This window comes from Ligilactobacillus sp. JN-6 (Y).1, from assembly GCF_058111525.1.
Genome location: NZ_CM176599.1, coordinates 251,463 through 268,106, shown reverse-complemented (window position 1 = coordinate 268,106; position 16,644 = coordinate 251,463). Strand labels below are relative to the sequence as shown.

Here is a 16,644-nt window from a genome sequence, read left to right as displayed (position 1 = left end):
GTAACAGGAAGGATGTTTGGCTATGTCAAAAGATAAAGAAAGTACTTTTAAAAATCCATTTTATTTGCAAAATTCTGTTACGATCCTGCTGTTTTTCACAGCTTGGGGTATCTGGTGGTCCTTTTTCCAAATATGGTTGACCAGTGACCTTCATTTTAGCGGGTCACAAGTTGGAACGATCTATTCTTTTAATTCAGCAGTAACTATGGTTTTGATGTTGGCATATGGCACGATTCAGGATAGACTAGGGATCAAGAAAACACTGCTTGTCTTTTGCGCGATACTGGAAATATTACTAGGCCCCTTTTTCCAGTTTGTTTATGCACCTTTACTGAAAAGTCATTTCTTTGTTGGTGTTGTTTTGGGCTCAGTTTATTTGTCTGCAGCCTTTCTATCAGCTTCACCAACTTTTGAAGCTTTCATCGAGCGGATGAGTCGTCGCTATAATTTTGAATACGGGCAAGCGCGTGCTTGGGGCTCATTTGGATATGCTGTTTCTGCTTTGCTGGCAGGATTCTTATTCACTATTGATCCTTTCCTACTTTTTTGGGTAGCCTCTGGTATTGGTGTTGTGTTGTTATTGATTTTCCTATTTGCCAAACCCCAAAATGAAGAAGTTATCGCCAAATATGAAAACCAAACGGAAACTGGCAAAGAACAAACTTCACCTTCGATGAAGGAAATCTTTAAAGTTTTTAAAATCGGCGATTTATGGAAAATAATTGGATTTATCGTTTTAAGTTGGACATTTTACACCGTTTTTGATCAACAGATGTTTCCTGCGTTTTTCACTCATTTTTTTGATACGGCTGCGGCCGGTAATCACGCTTATGGTATTTTGAATTCAATTGAAGTTTTCTTAGAGTCAGTCATGATGGGTTGCGCACCAATAGTAATGAAAAAGCTTGGTGTAAGAAAGACTTTGTTTTTAGGAGTCTTTATCATGATCATTAGGATCGGTGGTTGTGGGTTGGTCACGAATCCCTTAGGTGTTTCACTCGTTAAGTTATTGCATGCGCCTGAAACAGCCTTCTTTACATTAGCAATGTTTCGTTACTTTACCCTGCATTTTGACACACGTGTTTCATCTACGATTTATATGGTTGGTTTTCAGATTGCCGCACAAATCGGACAAATTGTATTTTCAACACCTTTAGGCGCATTGCATGATAAGATCGGCTATAATCAAACTTTCCTTGTTATTTCAGGAATAGTTTTAGTCGCTGGTATCTACGCTTTCTTCGTGCTAAAAAAAGACGATCAAGGGGTTGCAGGTCAGCCGCTATAGGCTTAAACATTAGTATAGAAAAAGCTTGGGAGGATAGCCTTTCCAAGCTTTTTGTGGTTGCTGGATCAAAGTTCATGGTATGATAGTTAATACTAATACGAATTTCTAGGGTGGATGTTATGGCAGTAAAATTAGAGGATGTGGCTCGTGTTGCGGGAGTTTCTAAAACTACGGTCTCGCGGGTGTTAAATCGGAGGGGCTATCTTAGTCAAGAAACGATCGCGAAAGTAGAAAGTGCGATCGAAAAACTAAATTATCATCCTAATACGATCGCGCGCCAACTTTATAATAATAAGACCGGCTTGGTGGGCATCATGATACCAACTGTCTCAAATCCTTTTTTTGGTGAATTGACACATTATCTTGAAACTAGGCTTTTCGCAGACGGATTTAAAGTGTTGATCGGTAATGCGATGAATGATCCTCTTAAGGAAGAACAATACTTAAAACAACTTCTAGGGCATCAGGTGGATGGATTGATTGTGGGAACACACAACAGAGGCATTACTGAATATGACAATATTAAGCTGCCAGTAGTTGCGGTGGAAAGGAAAGTCAGTGAGACTGTGCCGATCATTGAATCTGACAACTACCAGGGAGGACTTTTGGCCACAGAAGCCTTATTAGATAATGGTGCGAAAAATATCGTGCACACGGATGGTCCCTTGGAGTCGGAAACACCAGATCAGATGCGCCGCGTGGCCTATGAAAATGTTATGAAACAACATGCATTAAAACCTGTAACTTACACAGTTGACTTTAATATTTCTGTTGCGGAAAAAGAGGAGGTTTTTCGTAGGATCTTTAAAGAGCATCCGGAAGTTGATGGGATTTTTGCTGCGAATGATTATGATGCGGTTTTGATTATGAACATTGCTAAAAAATTAGGCTACAAAATTCCGACGAACCTTAAAATTGTGGGTTATGATGGGACAGATATGGTGCAAAAGTTAGTGCCGCAATTATCAACTATAGTTCAACCAGTCGAGAAAATGGCGGATGAGGCAGTCAATATTTTGGAAAAAAAGATGAACGGTGGACAGACAAAAGATGAGTATAAGTTTGACGTTTATTTGAAAAAAGGGACGACTGTTTGAGTTTAGACAGGTTCGCTTAAGATGGTATTTTCTTTGAGTGAAGTAGTTTTTTGAGAGTGCTTGGACTTGTATTAAATATTTACAAAACAAAAACATCTCAGTGTCCGTTATTAATTCGAACACTGAGATGTTTTAGTATGCGGTCGTTTTAATGGCGGTTCTGTCCATCAGTAATCCCACTGATATTTTTTCAGGTCAACATGACCATTATCTTTCAAACTGACGCCTTCATTCCGGAGCAGATCAGCTTGTCCATCCCAACCCGGCGCCAATCTGCCCGAGTGATCAACTACACGGTGACACGGAAATTTGCCATAAAATTCGGCCATGCTTAAAACTCTGCCGACTAAACGTGCATTTTTCTCCCTGCCGATCAGGCGGGCTATTTGTCCATACGTGGCAACACTGCCTTCCGGTATTTCACTAACAGCAGAGAGGATCTCATATATCAAATTTCCATCTAACACGCGTTTCACGGACTGCCTCCTTGTCGGACGATTATATTTAAAACTGCAACTGTCTCATTTATGCTGGTTTATTGTCTTATATTTATCATTTATTACTTCGCTCCATTGCTGAATTTTTGTATTCAGCTCTTGTTCATGATCAAGAGTTTCAGATGTTAAGCGTAATCCTGGTATAAGATCATGTCCATATTGTTCTTGAAAAAACATCTCATAATTCCCATCTTTGCCAACACTAGTATAGAAAGGAGCCACATTAGGGAATGAATTAACCGAATGCGCAAAAGACAATAAAGGTGTTGCTAATTGTCCTGACCAAACTGGACCGCCCACCAGCAAAATATCTACATCGCTTAAATCAGGAATTCTTTTATCCAGCTGTGGTAGATCATTTGTCTGACGTTGCTGATCAGCAATTTTTGATGTTCGATCCATATCAGTTGAAAAAGTTCCCGGTATGGCCTTGATTTGATAAAGTCGTCCGTTAATGGCTTGCTGCAAAAGCTGTGCAACACGCTTAGTTTTTCCAGACCATGAATAATAAGCAATTTCTATAGTCACAGATCTTCACCTACTTTTCTTTATTTGTCACTGCATGAATTTATTGTAAACCATGAAGTTCACTTTAGGTAAAGAAGAAAGTTGCAAAAAAGCTAGGTTACAAAGCAAGAACTAGCAATGAGTAATTTTGAAATGTGAACATGAAGTGCATAAAAATATTTTTATAGAAAATACACAGATTGTAAAACCATTTTCTATGTTTAGGAATTTTTTCGATAGTCTAAAAATTTTAAGAGTACTGTTTTGCCTTTACATATGATTCTGTCCCATCGGCCACTGCTTGGGTATAGTAATTACATTTATATTCAATAGTGTCCAATGTTTTCTCTAATTCGTTCATTTTTGCTTGAACGGACTGACGCAGGTTTTGAAACATTTCTAGACGCTGTTGTAAGGTGGTATCACCAGTTTTACACCATTGAATAAATATTTTGATATCTTTGATAGACATGTTTGACTTTTTTAAACATTCAATAATGTTGATCGTATCTACATTTTCTTGTGTAAATACTCGCATTCCTGTTGTGCCTTTTTTTAAATTTGGGATCAAATTTTCTTTGTCGTAATAACGTATAGTAGAAACTGTTAAATTAAACTGTTTAGCCACTTCACCAATTGAATAAGTCTTCGTCATATTAAATTTCCTTTCTTGCTTTTGCTTGACCTAAAGCCGACTTTAGGTATTAAGCTGATTATATCATATGCATTTGAAAGGGGAAAAGCTTATGTCGATCAAAAATAAAGTCATAATTATTACAGGTGCTTCAAGTGGAATTGGTGCCGCAACTGCTGAAACTCTTGCAAAGCAACACGCAAAATTAGTCATTGGTGCGCGTCGTTTAGACAAGTTGAATGCTTTAAAAGACAAATATCCTGATGAGGAAATTGTTGCACAAAAAGTTGATGTTACAAATTTTGATGAAGTTAGTGCATTAGTAAAAACTGCTCTTGATCATTTTGGCAAGGTTGACGTTTTTTACAATAATGCTGGTGTCATGCCGATCAATCCCTTAATTAAAGGCGCTCGGGATGAGTGGCAGCGTGTTTTAGATGTTAATATCATGGGAGTACTCAATGGCATTGCTGCTGTTTTACCAACTATGAAAAAGCAACAAAATGGCCATATTATTGCCACTGATTCAGTAGCAGGGCATGTTGTAGTTCCAAGTTTGGCTGTTTACAATGGTTCAAAATTTGCTGTTCGAGCAATTATGGAAGGATTGCGTCAAGAACATCACAACGACGGGATCCGAACTTCGATCGTATCCCCTGGTGCTGTTGCAACTGAGTTATATAAATCATCTACAGACACTGCTACACAACAAAGTGAGTTGAAAAATGAAAAGGAAATAGGAATTTCTGCTGAAAATGTAGCTAGTGCCGTTGCCTACGCAATTGCTTCACCTGACAATATGGATGTTAACGAAATTATTATCCGGCCTATCAAACAGCCAGTTTAATTAAAGGAAGGTAGTTATTTTATGAATAGAATTGAAAATGACACGCGTGTATTTACTGTAGACCCACAAATAGATGTGCAAGATGTTAAATTTCAAAACAGATACGGTTTTACTTTAGCGGGCCATCTTTATCTACCATTCAATTTTGAACGAGGGAAAAAATATGCAGGGGTTGTAATATCTGGCCCATTTGGTGCAGTTAAGGAACAGTCAAGTGGCCTATATGCACAGACATTGGCGAAAAGTGGGTTTGTGACTCTAGCTTTTGATCAATCTACTACGGGAGAAAGTTCTGGGAATGTTCGTAATATGGCTTCACCAGATATTTTCGTAGAGGATTTCTCAGCTGCTGTGGATTTCATTGGTATGCAAGATTATGTGGATCGTGAAAGAATAGGTGCTATTGGGATCTGTGGATTAGGAAGTCATGTTTTGACTGCGGCTTCTATTGATAAGCGGATCAAAGCTGTTGCCACAAGCGTTATGTATGATATGGGAGAATCAATGTGGCAAGGACTTAACAATTCTAAGACTAAAAAGCAGCAGGATATTGAACGGGATTATTTAGCCATTCAACGTTGGCATGATGCTGAAACTAACTCTCATGAAGGTGGTCCGCACGAATTATCTTTTGATGAAAATGATCGACCGATACACTCGTCAAGTGTCTTGCCAGACGTTTTGGATGAAGATTCTGATCCGGTGACAACAGACTTTTTCCATTATTATAAAGAGCGTGCATTCCATCCTAGGTCAATTAACTCAAATGGTGCCTGGGCAGCTACTAGTCCGTGGGGATACTATAACTTTTCATTGCAACAGAAAATTGCTGAGATATCCCCTCGTCCATCACTGATCGTAACTGGTGAGAAAGCTCATTCTCGTTACATGGCTGAAAAATCTTATGACGAATTAAAAGATCCAAAAGAATTAGTGGTCGTGCCCAATGCAACTCATACAGATTTATATGACAAAACAAATTTAATTCCATTTGATAAATTTGAAAACTTCTTTAAAGAGAATTTAAAAACTGAATAATTCATAATTTTGTGAATTTAGGTACTATCAAGCAGACTGACAAGGTTGTATGGTAGTGCCTTTTTTGAATTCAATAAAAATCGTAATAAGTTCGTTTGTTACCATAGCACAAACCTTTACTTTTTTGAGCTGCTCTTAGTAGTATGGATAAAGCCAAATTAAATAGCCTATATCATGCTAATTTGAAAGCTTGTTAACCTAAACCAAATCTTTTCTGTTATTATGATAGTTGCAAGTTGTTTTAGTAAGCGAGACAAGATAGAGCAGGGGGAACTATCATGGAGAAATTGTTTTGTCCAAATTGTGGACAGCTACTTAAAGAAAACGCGCAATTTTGTGGGAATTGCGGCTATAACGTTGAGGAGTATTTGCAGGAACAAAAATTCCAGCAACAGGCGAATTCGAACTCGAGACGGACAGGCGTAAATAATGGTCAAGCGACCGATCCAGAGACTGAAAATGGTCACGAAAATAAACAAAGCACTAAGCGACAAAAAACTCCAAACCAAGCCAAGAACCGGCGATCTGGTGGTAAAAAACCAAAACTTTGGTGGGTCAGTGGAATAATTATCGTAGTTCTGTTATTAGGCGGTTATCTGTGGGGTAGAAGTTATTATAGCGTCGAAAAGCAAGTCGACCGGATCGTTAAGACCATCCCTGCAAGTAGCGACTTTAAAAACCACGTTACCACGGATGATCCCAGTTTAAAGGTATCAGCAGCTAATTTAAAACCGACCCAGAAATATTTTAGAACGCATAAAGAAGAATTGGCTAATTTAAAATCCAGCCTCAATAATGCTGAGAGTTATCACCATTTTGAATTGCAGCAAGATGGTCACTATTTTTTAGTTTTCCCTCAGTACAAAATTAAGGTCACTGCTGCCTATGCCACGTTGAAAACTAATCACGCGGGGACGAGGCTTTACCAGGGTAACAAGAAAGTCTTTACCTCCAAAAAGCAGAAAAAGTCGTATCAGGTCGGGCCTTATTTTCCGGGTACTTATGTCTTTAAGGCAAAAGGAGTCGTTGGTGGTAGTGAAAAACAGAAGTCTGTCTTGTTGGATCTAATGGGCCCTAAGCGAAATGTTGCTTTGGCTTTGCATGATAAAAAACACAAGTCAGCTAATGCTGATAAAAAAGATACTGATGAGGAAAAAGACGAGGAAGAAGAGGTAGAAGATCCAGGAGCAGATGATGAAGATGATCCTTCTTCACGACAATATTCTGTCAGCACCGAGGTTTTGAACAAGACAACTTTTGATGGCAGCATTATGGCAAGTCACAAACCATCCTCTGCGGCTAGGTCTGAGTATGAATTGGATGATCAAAGCGGAACAGGTCGCGAAGTTGAATATGATGCACACGGTAAGGAAATTGCTAGTACGCCAATGCAGTATCGTTCGATCTCTACCAAACGTATTACAGTGATAGATTCAGATGGCAAGAAACGTGAAGTCAAAACCAACAGTGCTTTAGTTCACACGAAGAAAAATATCACTGATTACGCATTTCATAATAAAAACGGTTCAGTTTCTATTGCTCGTAGCCGCACAGATGGAGATTATCAGGAACTGTTGGCTAAGTAGTTTAACGAACTGTGCCAACGGCTAGAAATAGTTTTAAATGAGCGCGGGCACTAGTGGAGTGTCGGAAACATTCCGATCAACTTTTTTAAAATTTGAGTTGACAAATTAAAACAGCGTGTTAAGATTAAAAACAATTAATTAGCTGATTAGAAAATAAAACGTTGAAAAAGCAAGTACCTGAGCATTTGACCTACAGAGAGCTTGAATTGCTGGAAGAGAGCGGTAAATGTTTGTGGGAAACTCCCTTTTGAGTTGTTAGTTGAATTAAAAGTAGGCTAACACGATGGCAATCGTTAAAATGCGCAAACTAGGTCGGTCGTCTGACTTGCCTTGTTTGTGAGGCTTCAACAATAAAAGGTGGTACCGCGCAGTAGGCGCCCTTTCAGAAAGATAAAATTTCTGAAAGGGCGCCTTTTTTGGTGTTTTATTGACTGATGAGTTTAGTTTTAAATACTTAAAGAGTTGCTAGCAGCGCACTTTAACGAAGGAGATGGAAGTATGAGAAGTAAAGGTTACGGGATCGGAATAATTTTAATGGGTGGTGTTTCTTTATTATTAGCAGGATGCGGTAATAGCAGTAACGCGAAATCTTCGAGCCAAGATAAAACTTTAAATGTCATGCTTCCAAGTGAGCCGATGACTGCTGATCCAAATAAATCAACGGATACTAATAGTAGTGCGATGATCCGTCAAACGATGGAGGGACTTTACACATTTGATAAGAAGAATGAAAAAGTCGTTCCGGGTGTTGCTGAAAAGGTCGTTAAACCAACTAACGATGGTAAGCGCTATACACTGAAGCTTAAGAAAAATGCTAAGTGGGCGGACGGTAAGCAGGTCGTCGCGCAAGATTTTGTTTATGCATTTCGCAGGATAGCAGATCCAAAGACTAACGCACAGAATACTTCCGCTTATGAAAATGTTCAGAATTTTACGGAGGCTCAAAGTGGAAAAGTACCTACCAGCCAAATTGGGGCTAAGGCTTTGGACAAGCGGACCTTGCAAATCGATTTCGCTAGAAAGACACCGTGGTTCAACTACCTGGCCGCAATCGCTTATTATCCGTTGCAAAGACAGACTGTTGAAAAATACGGTAAGCAGTACGGTACAAGTTCAGCGAAGACGATGTCAAATGGACCATATAAGTTAAAAGGATGGAACGGGACAAGTACCACTTGGCATTACGTCAAGAATCCTAAATACTGGGACGCTAAAAAGGTCAGGATCAAGGATATCAAGTCTAAAGTCACCAAAGAACAAAATACAGCCGTCAATATGTTTAAGACTAAGAAATTGCAAGAAGCGACTTTGACTGGACAGTACGTTAAGGGAAATAAGAACGATCCACAGATGCAAAAGCGTCTTCTTGGCAGAATGAACTACCTTTACTTCAATACTAAGGATAAGGCCACTAACTCTGAGAACTTGCGTCAGGCTCTCTCATACGTGATCAATCGAAAAACGATCGTGAAAAACGTTTTGCAGGATGGTTCGCAACCGGCTTTGAATATGGTAGCTCGTGGAGACCAGAAAAACCCTAAAAACGGTAAGGATATGGCCGCCGATGTGGGCAATCTTTTGCCGACGGACGTTAAAAAGGCTAAGCAATATTGGAATGCTTACCTGAAAGAGCAAGGTAAAAAGTCGGTCACGCTTGACCTAATGATCGATGATACGGATGAGGACAAGCACATTGCGGATTACATTCAATCTGTGGGAGAAAAGAACTTCAAGGGTTTGAAGATCAAAGTCACCTCGCTGCCACATGCCCAACATATCGACCGTGAGTTTGACACTAATTTCCAAGTGAGTTTGCTGGGGTGGACGACTGATTGGTTGGATTCTGCGGATTTCCTTAACTTGAGTGCTAAGGATAACACGATCAATTTCTCCAACTGGAATGATCAAAAATATGATCAGTTGTTAGAAAAAGGACGGCAGACAGATGGGCAAGCTAGGTATGACACCCTCGCTGCTGCCGACAAACGTTTGATGGAAGTCAAAGGTGTTGTGCCGCTTTATCAGCCAGCAGAAGGCAAACTGGTCAGCAAAGAAGTTGGCGGTCTGCAATACTCGTTGGTCAATAACGCACAATATAAATATGCCTATTGGAAATAAGATAGTTTGAAAAAAGAGGTGAAAATGACAAGTTCAAAGTTGCTAAACTGATTTTTAGCTCAAAAACAGTATCAAGAAAATTTTGCACTTACTAGGAGGAATATTATGGCTCAAGAAGAACAATTCAAACAATTTATGCTGGAACATCTGGAAGAATATTATGACTATCTGCGGATCCCAAGTATTTCAGCTCAAAACAAAGGCATTGACAAGACGGTTGCCTGGCTTGAAGATAAATTTAAAGAGATAGGTGCCAAGAAGGTTGAAATTTGGCATGAATTGGGTGGCAATCCAGTCGTTTATGCTGAATTTTCTGGGCATGCTGACAAAACAGTCCTTTTTTATAATCACTATGATGTACAGCCGCCTGATCCGTTGGATGAATGGGACTCAGAGCCGTTTGAACCGACTGAAAGAGAAGGAAAACTGTACGCACGTGGGGTGGCAGATGATAAAGGCGAACTGATCTCACGACTGGCACTCGTGCAGTACTATCAAGAAAATGGCGGTCTTCCGGTGAAGATGAAGTTCATCATTGAAGGCCAAGAAGAAGTCGGAAGTCCGACAGTGCAAGATTATGTCCATGCTCACAAAGAACAGCTGGCAGCTGATGCTTGTATCTGGGAAGGCGGCGGCAAGGACGACGATGAACGTTTCCAGATCACCGCAGGTTTGAAAGGTGTAGTTTCTTTTGATATGGAAGTCGAAACCGCCGAAAAGGACCTTCATTCTTCGACAGCCAGTTACGCCGATAATGCAGCTTGGCGCTTGGTTCAAGCACTGAATACATTGAAGGATGCTAATGGTCAAGTTCAAGTTCCTGGTTTCTATGATGATGTGATGCCGCTTGAAAAAGCAGCACAAAAAGCCGTTGACGAAATGGAATTTAACGGCCAGGCGATCAAGGACCAGTTTGGATTGAAAAGACCATTTGTGACGGATGACCCAGCCTATGCCATGATCAATACACCAACTATGACGATCAATGGATTAAGTTCCGGCTATGAAGGGGAAGGTGTCAAGACGGTGATCCCACGCTATGCTTTGGCCAAATTTGATTGCCGTTTAGTTCCTGATCAAGATCCGCGTACGATTTTTGAATTGATCAGAAAATACTTGGATGAGCAAGGTTTTGACGATGTCAAAATGACCTTTGTCATTGGCGAGCAACCATTTAGAACTTCCTTGGAAGATCCATTTGTTAAAATGAATGTGGAAACCGCACAAGAAGTTTATGGCAAAGACAAGACGACGGTGATCCCGAACTCAGCAGGCAGTGGGCCAGCCGCACAGTTTGTTGAGGAACTCGGAGTTCCATTAGTCGAGATCGGGATCGGCTATGGTGGAAATGGGCCACATGCTCCGAATGAACATATTCGTTTGAAAGGCTATCAGGATGGCAGTTGGTATTTCTATCAACTACTGAACAAGTACGCAGCGCAGTAATGGTTTTTAGGTGCCGGCATAGCACGTACTTTAATTAAGTAGAATAAATGTAGAAGTCGTTATCTAGTGAAGCTTACTCCAGCAGATAACGACTTTTTTAACAGCTGTTTGTCCATAATAATTGTCAGTCTAACAGTTTGGTTGAGGCCTGTAATTGATATCAGTAAAAGACATTCAAATATTGAGTATATTGGTGGAGTTTTACGACGGAAATATAATATGATGGAAGGTGGAAACGATTTATCAAAACAGAGCTGAGCAAGCCGGTTAAGCCTCGAGCATTATCGGAGTTAGGCACTATACCGCGCTTTTCAGCGGTGTAGTGCCTAACTTGGATAAGCGGAAAGGCTTGGCTTGCGGTAGCTCGATTAGCAACACAGAGCGGACGCCCAAGAAACGAGCATTATCAGACTTATCTGAGTTTCGGAACTCCACTATAAGAACAGAGAAAAGTACTAAGTAAAGCATGAGTAGCTCGATTAAAAAGTGGGAAGGTGAGGCAATGCTGCGAGTATTAGCTAGATCTATCAGAGAATTTAAGGCACCATCGATAATTTCATCTTTAATGGTCGTGATCGAAACGATCTGTGAAACGATGCTGCCGTTTTTAATGGCGCAGATCATTGATGATGGGATCACTCCAGGCAATCTCGGAGTTATCTACCGTGTTGGAGTGGTCTTGCTGGTCATTGCGGCGATCTCGTTGTCTTGTGGGATAGGCGCTAGCCGGCTATCTAGTATAGCGGCAGTGGGCTTTGCTCACAATGTTCGGCATGATGTGTATGCTCATATCGAAAGATTTTCTTTTGCTAATATTGATCGTTTTTCCGAAGCAAGTTTAGTAACTAGGTTAACGACTGATATCACCAACTTGCAAAATGCTTACCAGGAACTGATCAGAGGAGCGATCCGTGCCCCTTCAATGATGCTTTTTTCAGTCATCTTAGCATTTACAGTTAACGCACAAATGGCGTTGATCTTTGTCGCCGCAATACCGATCTTGGCTTTAGGTTTAGGGCTGATCATTCATAAGGCGCATCCGTTGTTTTGGAAAGTTTTTCATGCATATGATGACCTGAATCAAGTACTGAGTGAAAACATTCGAGGCATTAAAGTAGTTAAGTCATACGTGCGCCAATGGCTCGAAAACAAGAAATTTACAACAGTTTCACAGGATATCTATCATAATTTTTCCTTTGCCCAAAGATTAATGGCACTTAATCAGCCCTTAATGCAATTTGTTAGTAATATGACTTTGTTGTCATTGTTTTGGTTCGGTGGCCGGATGATCGTAGGCGGTACGATGCAGACAGGTGAGCTTGTCAGTCTGGCAGCCTATGGAATGCAGATCCTGATCAGTTTGATGATGTTGTCGGGGATCTTTAACCAGCTTACGATCGCACAAACTTCTGCCGAACGGCTTTCAGAAACAATTTTAGAACAGCCGACGATCACGGAGAAACCAGCACCATTAACTGAGGTGTCAAACGGGCAGATCGATTTTGATAATGTTGATTTCAGTTATAGTGGTGATCTGGATCACCAGCAATTGTCGGAGATCAATTTACACATTAAAAGCGGCCAACTAGTAGGAATTATCGGTAATACCGGCGCGGGTAAGTCGAGCTTAGTGGAACTGATCCCACGTTTATACGATGTGACTAGCGGAAAAGTTTCGCTGGCAGGTCAAGATGTTAAAAAATATCAACTTAAAGCATTACGTGACAGTGTAGCGATCGTTTTGCAAAGTAGTGTCTTATTTTCTGGTACGATCAAAGATAATTTGTTGTGGGGAAACGAGAATGCTACAGATGAAGAAGTTAAACGAGCTGCTGAGTTAGCTCAAGTCGATGATTTCATTCAAAAGTTACCCCATAAATATCAAACTAAACTAGGACAAAATGGTGCCGGAGTATCAGGCGGGCAGCGGCAACGGCTAAGCATTTCTCGCTCACTTTTAAAGTCGCCACAAGTTTTGATCTTAGATGATTCGACCAGTGCTGTTGACGCTAATACTGACCAGCAGATCCGACGTGCGATGCGTGAGCGGATCCCGCACACGACGAAAATTATTATCTCGCAACGCGTGGCTTCGATCTCTGATGCTGACCTGATCGTCGTCATGGAAAATGGCCGGATCGCCGGCACAGGCACACATGCAGAGCTGATGAAAAACAATGAGCATTATCGGCAGATGGCAGCATCTCAAGAGCGCAGTGAGGAGGGGGTAAAATGAAGAAAAAATCTGAAAAGAAGGCCGTCGATTGGTCAACTTTAAAGCGCTTGTTGAAGATGATGTTTACAGATTTTGGCGGACGTTTAGCCACTGCCATTATGGGGATCATAGTTAGTGCTTTATCAATGGTCTTAGGCTCATATTTTATTCAGTTTTTGATCGATCGTTATGTTACTCCTTTGGTCGGGCAAAAGCAGCCTAACTTCGCACCGCTGCTAGGGGCGATCGCTGTAATGGGCTCAATATTTTTGGTAGGAGTCTTTGCCTCTCTCATCTATACGCAGATCATGGCTTCCACGGGTCAAAATATTCAAAAAAGATTGAGAGATCAAATGTTTGAACATATGGAAGGCCTCCCACAGGAATATTTTGATAATACAAACACCGGTGTGTTGATGAGTACCTATACTAACGATATTGATACCTTAATGCAGATGATAATGCAGGCGTTTCCGCAACTGATCAATTCAGTACTTAGTTTTGCCTTTTCTCTGACGATGATGTTCGTTTTGAGCTGGCGTTTGTCTATGATTTCCGTGTTTATTTTTATACTGGGTTTATTTCTGGTTCGCTTTTTGATTTACCGTAGTCGGCTGTATTACCAAAAGCAGCAAACTGCAATTGGTAAGATCGATGGTTTTGTCGACGAGATGTTGAGCGGGTTAAAGGTCATTAAAGTCTTCTCTCATGAAAAAGAGTCACAGAAGAATTTCGATGATTATAACGATGAATGGCAAAATGCTGCCTCGCCGGCTAATATTTATTCAACTTCCGTTTTTCCGATCCTGGCAAATATTGGTAATTTCTTGTATGTCTTAGTTGCGATCGTGGGCGGGACCTTGGCGATCCATGGTGAAACAACATTGACCTTAGGGACTATCGCGGCCTTTTTACAGCTAAGCCGTTCATTTAGTCAGCCGATCGCCGGGGCTTCACAACAATTGAATTTTATTATTCAAGGAATGGCAGGGACTAGATGGATATTTACTTTATTAGACCAAAAACAGGAAACGGACGATGGGAAAGTTTCACTTGTCAATGTTCACCAAGATGAAAGAGGTCAATTGACCGAGACTACAGAATTCACAGGCAGCTGGGCCTGGAGCCAGCCACAAGCAAATGTTGGCCAGAAATTGTCATTGTTAAAAGGGAATGTTCACTTTGAGAACGTTGATTTTGCCTACGGTGAAGAAACAGTATTGCATAATGTTACTTTTGATGCAAAAGCAGGCCAAAAAATTGCACTTGTTGGTCCGACGGGTGCGGGCAAGACCACGATCATTAATGTTTTAAATCGTTTTTACGACATCAAACGTGGCCAGATCACCTACGATGGTATTGATATTCAAAATATCAAGAAGGATGATTTACGACAAGCCTTGGGTTTGATCCTTCAAGATACTCATCTTTTCACTGGGACGGTCGCGGATAATATTCGCTATGGGCGTTTAGATGCGACTGATGATGAAGTAAAACAAGCCGCTGATCTTGCGCTGGCCACACCATTTATTGAAAAATTAACCGATGGTTTTCAGACTAAGATTGCCGGCAGCGGATCTGATTTGTCGCAAGGACAACAACAACTGTTAGCGATCGCACGTGCGGCAGTTGCTGACCCGCCTGTTTTGATTCTCGATGAAGCAACTTCAAATATTGATACGCAAACTGAAAGACAAATTCAAACTGGTTTAGAAAACTTGATGAAGGGGCGGACATCATTTGCGATCGCCCATCGACTTTCCACGATCTTTAACTCGGATTTAATTTTGGTGATCGATGATGGCAGGATAATTGAAGCCGGTGACCATGACCAATTGATCCAAGAACATGGTATGTATTATGACTTGTATAATGGGACATTAACTTTAGAGTAGATCGTTTTCTAGTTACCGGCGAAGCCACCTAGCTTGACTAAGATAAGCTTGAAAATTAGCATTAATTGTGTAGGATATTTGTGGTTAAAGGAAGCGATTTTGTGGAGAATAATGAAAAGACAAAAATTTTAAAAGATCTGGTAAAATTTAAGTCTGTCAACGATCATGAAACGGAAGTTGCGAACTACTTGAAAGGCTTGTTTGATAAGGCTGGTATAAAGAGCTGGTTAGTTGCTTTGCCAGGTACAAAAGACCGGTCTGATCTTGTTGCTGAGATCGGTTCAGGCAATCCTGTATTAGCGGTATCTGGTCACATGGATGTCGTCGATGTTGACCGTGATAATTGGGATACTGATCCATTTGAATTAACCAAGAACGGCGATAAGTTATATGGGCGTGGGGCAACAGACATGAAAGCAGGCTTGGCTGCACTGGTCATTGCACTTTTGGAATTAAAAGAAAGTAACGCTCATTTTTCGGGTACGATCCGCTTTATGGCAACAGCAGGTGAAGAAGTAGGACAGCCAGGGGCAGAATTACTTCAACAAAAGGGTTATCTCAAAGATGTAGATGCCTTGCTGATCGGCGAACCATCCGGGTATTTCAGAACTGTTTTTGCTAGCAAAGGTGAACTAGACTTAACTATCGATTCAACTGGTAAATCAGCCCATAGTTCAATGCCTTACTTAGGTAACAATGCAGTTGAACATTTGTTGAATGTTTTAAATGATATTAAAGCCAAGATCAAGGAACTTTCTGACGGTGTTAGTAATGACGTTTTAGGAAAGACGATTTTTAATATTGATACCATCCATGGTGGTAATCAAGTTAATGCGATCCCAGGAAAAGCGCAGGCACAATTGAATCTGCGGACGATCCCTGAGCTTGAAAATGAAAAGATCCTATCTGCATTTAAACAGGTTATCGACAATTATAATTCAAAGACGAACGGACAAGTTTCATTGAGTGTAGATATGGATATTATTCCGATCCTGGGAGATAAGGATTCTAAGTTGCTGTCCTTGATTCATCAAATTGCCAAGCCATATGTTTCTCAACTACAGCTTTCTGAAGATGATTTTCAGCAGCTCAAACATGAAGCAGAGGGTGCAGGTGTTTCCGATTATCAGAAATATGATCTGATCAGTGAAGGTATCTCTGGTGGTACTGATGCTTCACAGTTCTTAGTTGATCAAGCAAATGGTTTTCCAGTTGTGGTGTACGGTCCGGGGAATGATACGCCGCACCAAGACAACGAATATGTTTCTGAACAGATGTTTTTCGATTTTATAGAGATCTACAAGAAGCTCTTTGTACAATATGGAACTGAAAGATAGACAAAAATTAAGAGTTATCGGTTAAATCTCAATAACAAGCATAAAGGGGATCTCACTTCAGTAGGGGGATCCTTTTTTTAATGACTGAGTGTATAGCTAAATCTATAAGCTTTTCTGATCGCTTTGATGCTGTATGACT

At 40.6% G+C, this 16,644-nt stretch carries 13 protein-coding genes and 1 other annotated feature; of the genes, 10 read left to right on the top strand and 3 right to left on the bottom strand.

Going from position 1 to position 16,644, the window contains the following annotated elements; all coding sequences use genetic code 11:
• Positions 1-22 precede the first annotated feature (22 nt).
• Together AC3XNE_RS01340 and AC3XNE_RS01335 are read left to right on the top strand one after the other, a co-directional pair.
• The gene (locus tag AC3XNE_RS01340; protein ID WP_489832460.1) at positions 23-1,288 is read left to right on the top strand and encodes an MFS transporter; all 1,266 of its coding nucleotides are present in this window, start codon (positions 23-25) and stop codon (positions 1,286-1,288) included.
• Positions 1,289-1,407: 119 nt separating this feature from the next.
• Entirely contained in the window at positions 1,408-2,385 is a 978-nt protein-coding gene (locus AC3XNE_RS01335) for a LacI family DNA-binding transcriptional regulator (protein ID WP_489832459.1), read from the top strand.
• 167 nt (positions 2,386-2,552) lie between these two features.
• Here the strand turns inward: AC3XNE_RS01335 and AC3XNE_RS01330 are convergent, their stop codons facing one another.
• The 3 genes from AC3XNE_RS01330 to AC3XNE_RS01320 form a co-directional block, all read right to left on the bottom strand.
• Entirely contained in the window at positions 2,553-2,861 is a 309-nt protein-coding gene (locus AC3XNE_RS01330) for an MGMT family protein (protein ID WP_489832458.1), read from the bottom strand.
• 45 nt (positions 2,862-2,906) lie between these two features.
• Entirely contained in the window at positions 2,907-3,410 is a 504-nt protein-coding gene (locus tag AC3XNE_RS01325; RefSeq protein WP_489832457.1) for a flavodoxin family protein, read from the bottom strand.
• A gap of 229 nt (positions 3,411-3,639) precedes the next feature.
• The gene (locus AC3XNE_RS01320) at positions 3,640-4,044 is read right to left on the bottom strand and encodes a MerR family transcriptional regulator (protein WP_489832456.1); all 405 of its coding nucleotides are present in this window, start codon (positions 4,042-4,044) and stop codon (positions 3,640-3,642) included.
• Between the two features lie 91 nt (positions 4,045-4,135).
• On the opposite strand from AC3XNE_RS01320, the gene AC3XNE_RS01315 reads away from it, so the two are divergent.
• The 8 genes from AC3XNE_RS01315 to AC3XNE_RS01280 all read left to right on the top strand — a co-directional run bounded on the left by AC3XNE_RS01315 (position 4,136) and on the right by AC3XNE_RS01280 (position 16,505).
• Positions 4,136-4,870 carry an SDR family oxidoreductase gene (locus tag AC3XNE_RS01315; protein ID WP_489832455.1) on the top strand — a complete coding sequence of 245 codons (735 nt, stop codon included), beginning with the start codon at positions 4,136-4,138 and terminating at the stop codon, positions 4,868-4,870.
• A gap of 21 nt (positions 4,871-4,891) precedes the next feature.
• On the top strand, positions 4,892-5,908 hold the full coding sequence (locus AC3XNE_RS01310; protein ID WP_489832454.1) for an alpha/beta hydrolase: 1,017 nt from the start codon (positions 4,892-4,894) through the stop codon (positions 5,906-5,908).
• A 278-nt stretch (positions 5,909-6,186) separates the two neighbouring features.
• Positions 6,187-7,494 (top strand): zinc-ribbon domain-containing protein, encoded by a 1,308-nt coding sequence (locus tag AC3XNE_RS01305; RefSeq protein WP_489832453.1) that lies wholly within the window; start codon positions 6,187-6,189, stop codon positions 7,492-7,494.
• A 152-nt stretch (positions 7,495-7,646) separates the two neighbouring features.
• Positions 7,647-7,879: a binding site (T-box leader), on the top strand.
• 113 nt (positions 7,880-7,992) lie between these two features.
• The gene (locus tag AC3XNE_RS01300) at positions 7,993-9,612 is read left to right on the top strand and encodes a peptide ABC transporter substrate-binding protein (protein ID WP_489832452.1); all 1,620 of its coding nucleotides are present in this window, start codon (positions 7,993-7,995) and stop codon (positions 9,610-9,612) included.
• A 105-nt stretch (positions 9,613-9,717) separates the two neighbouring features.
• Positions 9,718-11,058, top strand: coding sequence for a M20/M25/M40 family metallo-hydrolase (locus tag AC3XNE_RS01295; protein WP_489832451.1), 1,341 nt, complete (start codon positions 9,718-9,720; stop codon positions 11,056-11,058).
• Positions 11,059-11,560: 502 nt separating this feature from the next.
• Positions 11,561-13,294, top strand: a complete 1,734-nt coding sequence (locus AC3XNE_RS01290; RefSeq protein ID WP_489832450.1) for an ABC transporter ATP-binding protein — start codon at positions 11,561-11,563, stop codon at positions 13,292-13,294.
• Positions 13,291-15,168, top strand: a complete 1,878-nt coding sequence (locus AC3XNE_RS01285) for an ABC transporter ATP-binding protein (RefSeq protein ID WP_489832449.1) — start codon at positions 13,291-13,293, stop codon at positions 15,166-15,168. The genes AC3XNE_RS01290 and AC3XNE_RS01285 overlap by 4 nt, the downstream gene beginning before the upstream one ends.
• 101 nt (positions 15,169-15,269) lie before the next feature.
• Positions 15,270-16,505, top strand: coding sequence for an ArgE/DapE family deacylase (locus tag AC3XNE_RS01280; RefSeq protein ID WP_489832448.1), 1,236 nt, complete (start codon positions 15,270-15,272; stop codon positions 16,503-16,505).
• Positions 16,506-16,644 lie beyond the last annotated feature (139 nt).

Bases quoted from the DNA above. Each gene is read 5' to 3' on its own strand.
- AC3XNE_RS01340 (WP_489832460.1), top strand. From the start codon at position 23: ATGTCAAAAGATAAAGAAAGTACTTTTAAAAATCCATTTTATTTGCAA.
- AC3XNE_RS01335 (WP_489832459.1), top strand. From the start codon at position 1,408: ATGGCAGTAAAATTAGAGGATGTGGCTCGTGTTGCGGGAGTTTCTAAA.
- AC3XNE_RS01320 (WP_489832456.1), bottom strand. From the start codon at position 4,044: ATGACGAAGACTTATTCAATTGGTGAAGTGGCTAAACAGTTTAATTTA.
- AC3XNE_RS01315 (WP_489832455.1), top strand. From the start codon at position 4,136: ATGTCGATCAAAAATAAAGTCATAATTATTACAGGTGCTTCAAGTGGA.
- AC3XNE_RS01310 (WP_489832454.1), top strand. From the start codon at position 4,892: ATGAATAGAATTGAAAATGACACGCGTGTATTTACTGTAGACCCACAA.
- AC3XNE_RS01305 (WP_489832453.1), top strand. From the start codon at position 6,187: ATGGAGAAATTGTTTTGTCCAAATTGTGGACAGCTACTTAAAGAAAAC.
- AC3XNE_RS01300 (WP_489832452.1), top strand. From the start codon at position 7,993: ATGAGAAGTAAAGGTTACGGGATCGGAATAATTTTAATGGGTGGTGTT.
- AC3XNE_RS01295 (WP_489832451.1), top strand. From the start codon at position 9,718: ATGGCTCAAGAAGAACAATTCAAACAATTTATGCTGGAACATCTGGAA.
- AC3XNE_RS01290 (WP_489832450.1), top strand. From the start codon at position 11,561: ATGCTGCGAGTATTAGCTAGATCTATCAGAGAATTTAAGGCACCATCG.
- AC3XNE_RS01285 (WP_489832449.1), top strand. From the start codon at position 13,291: ATGAAGAAAAAATCTGAAAAGAAGGCCGTCGATTGGTCAACTTTAAAG.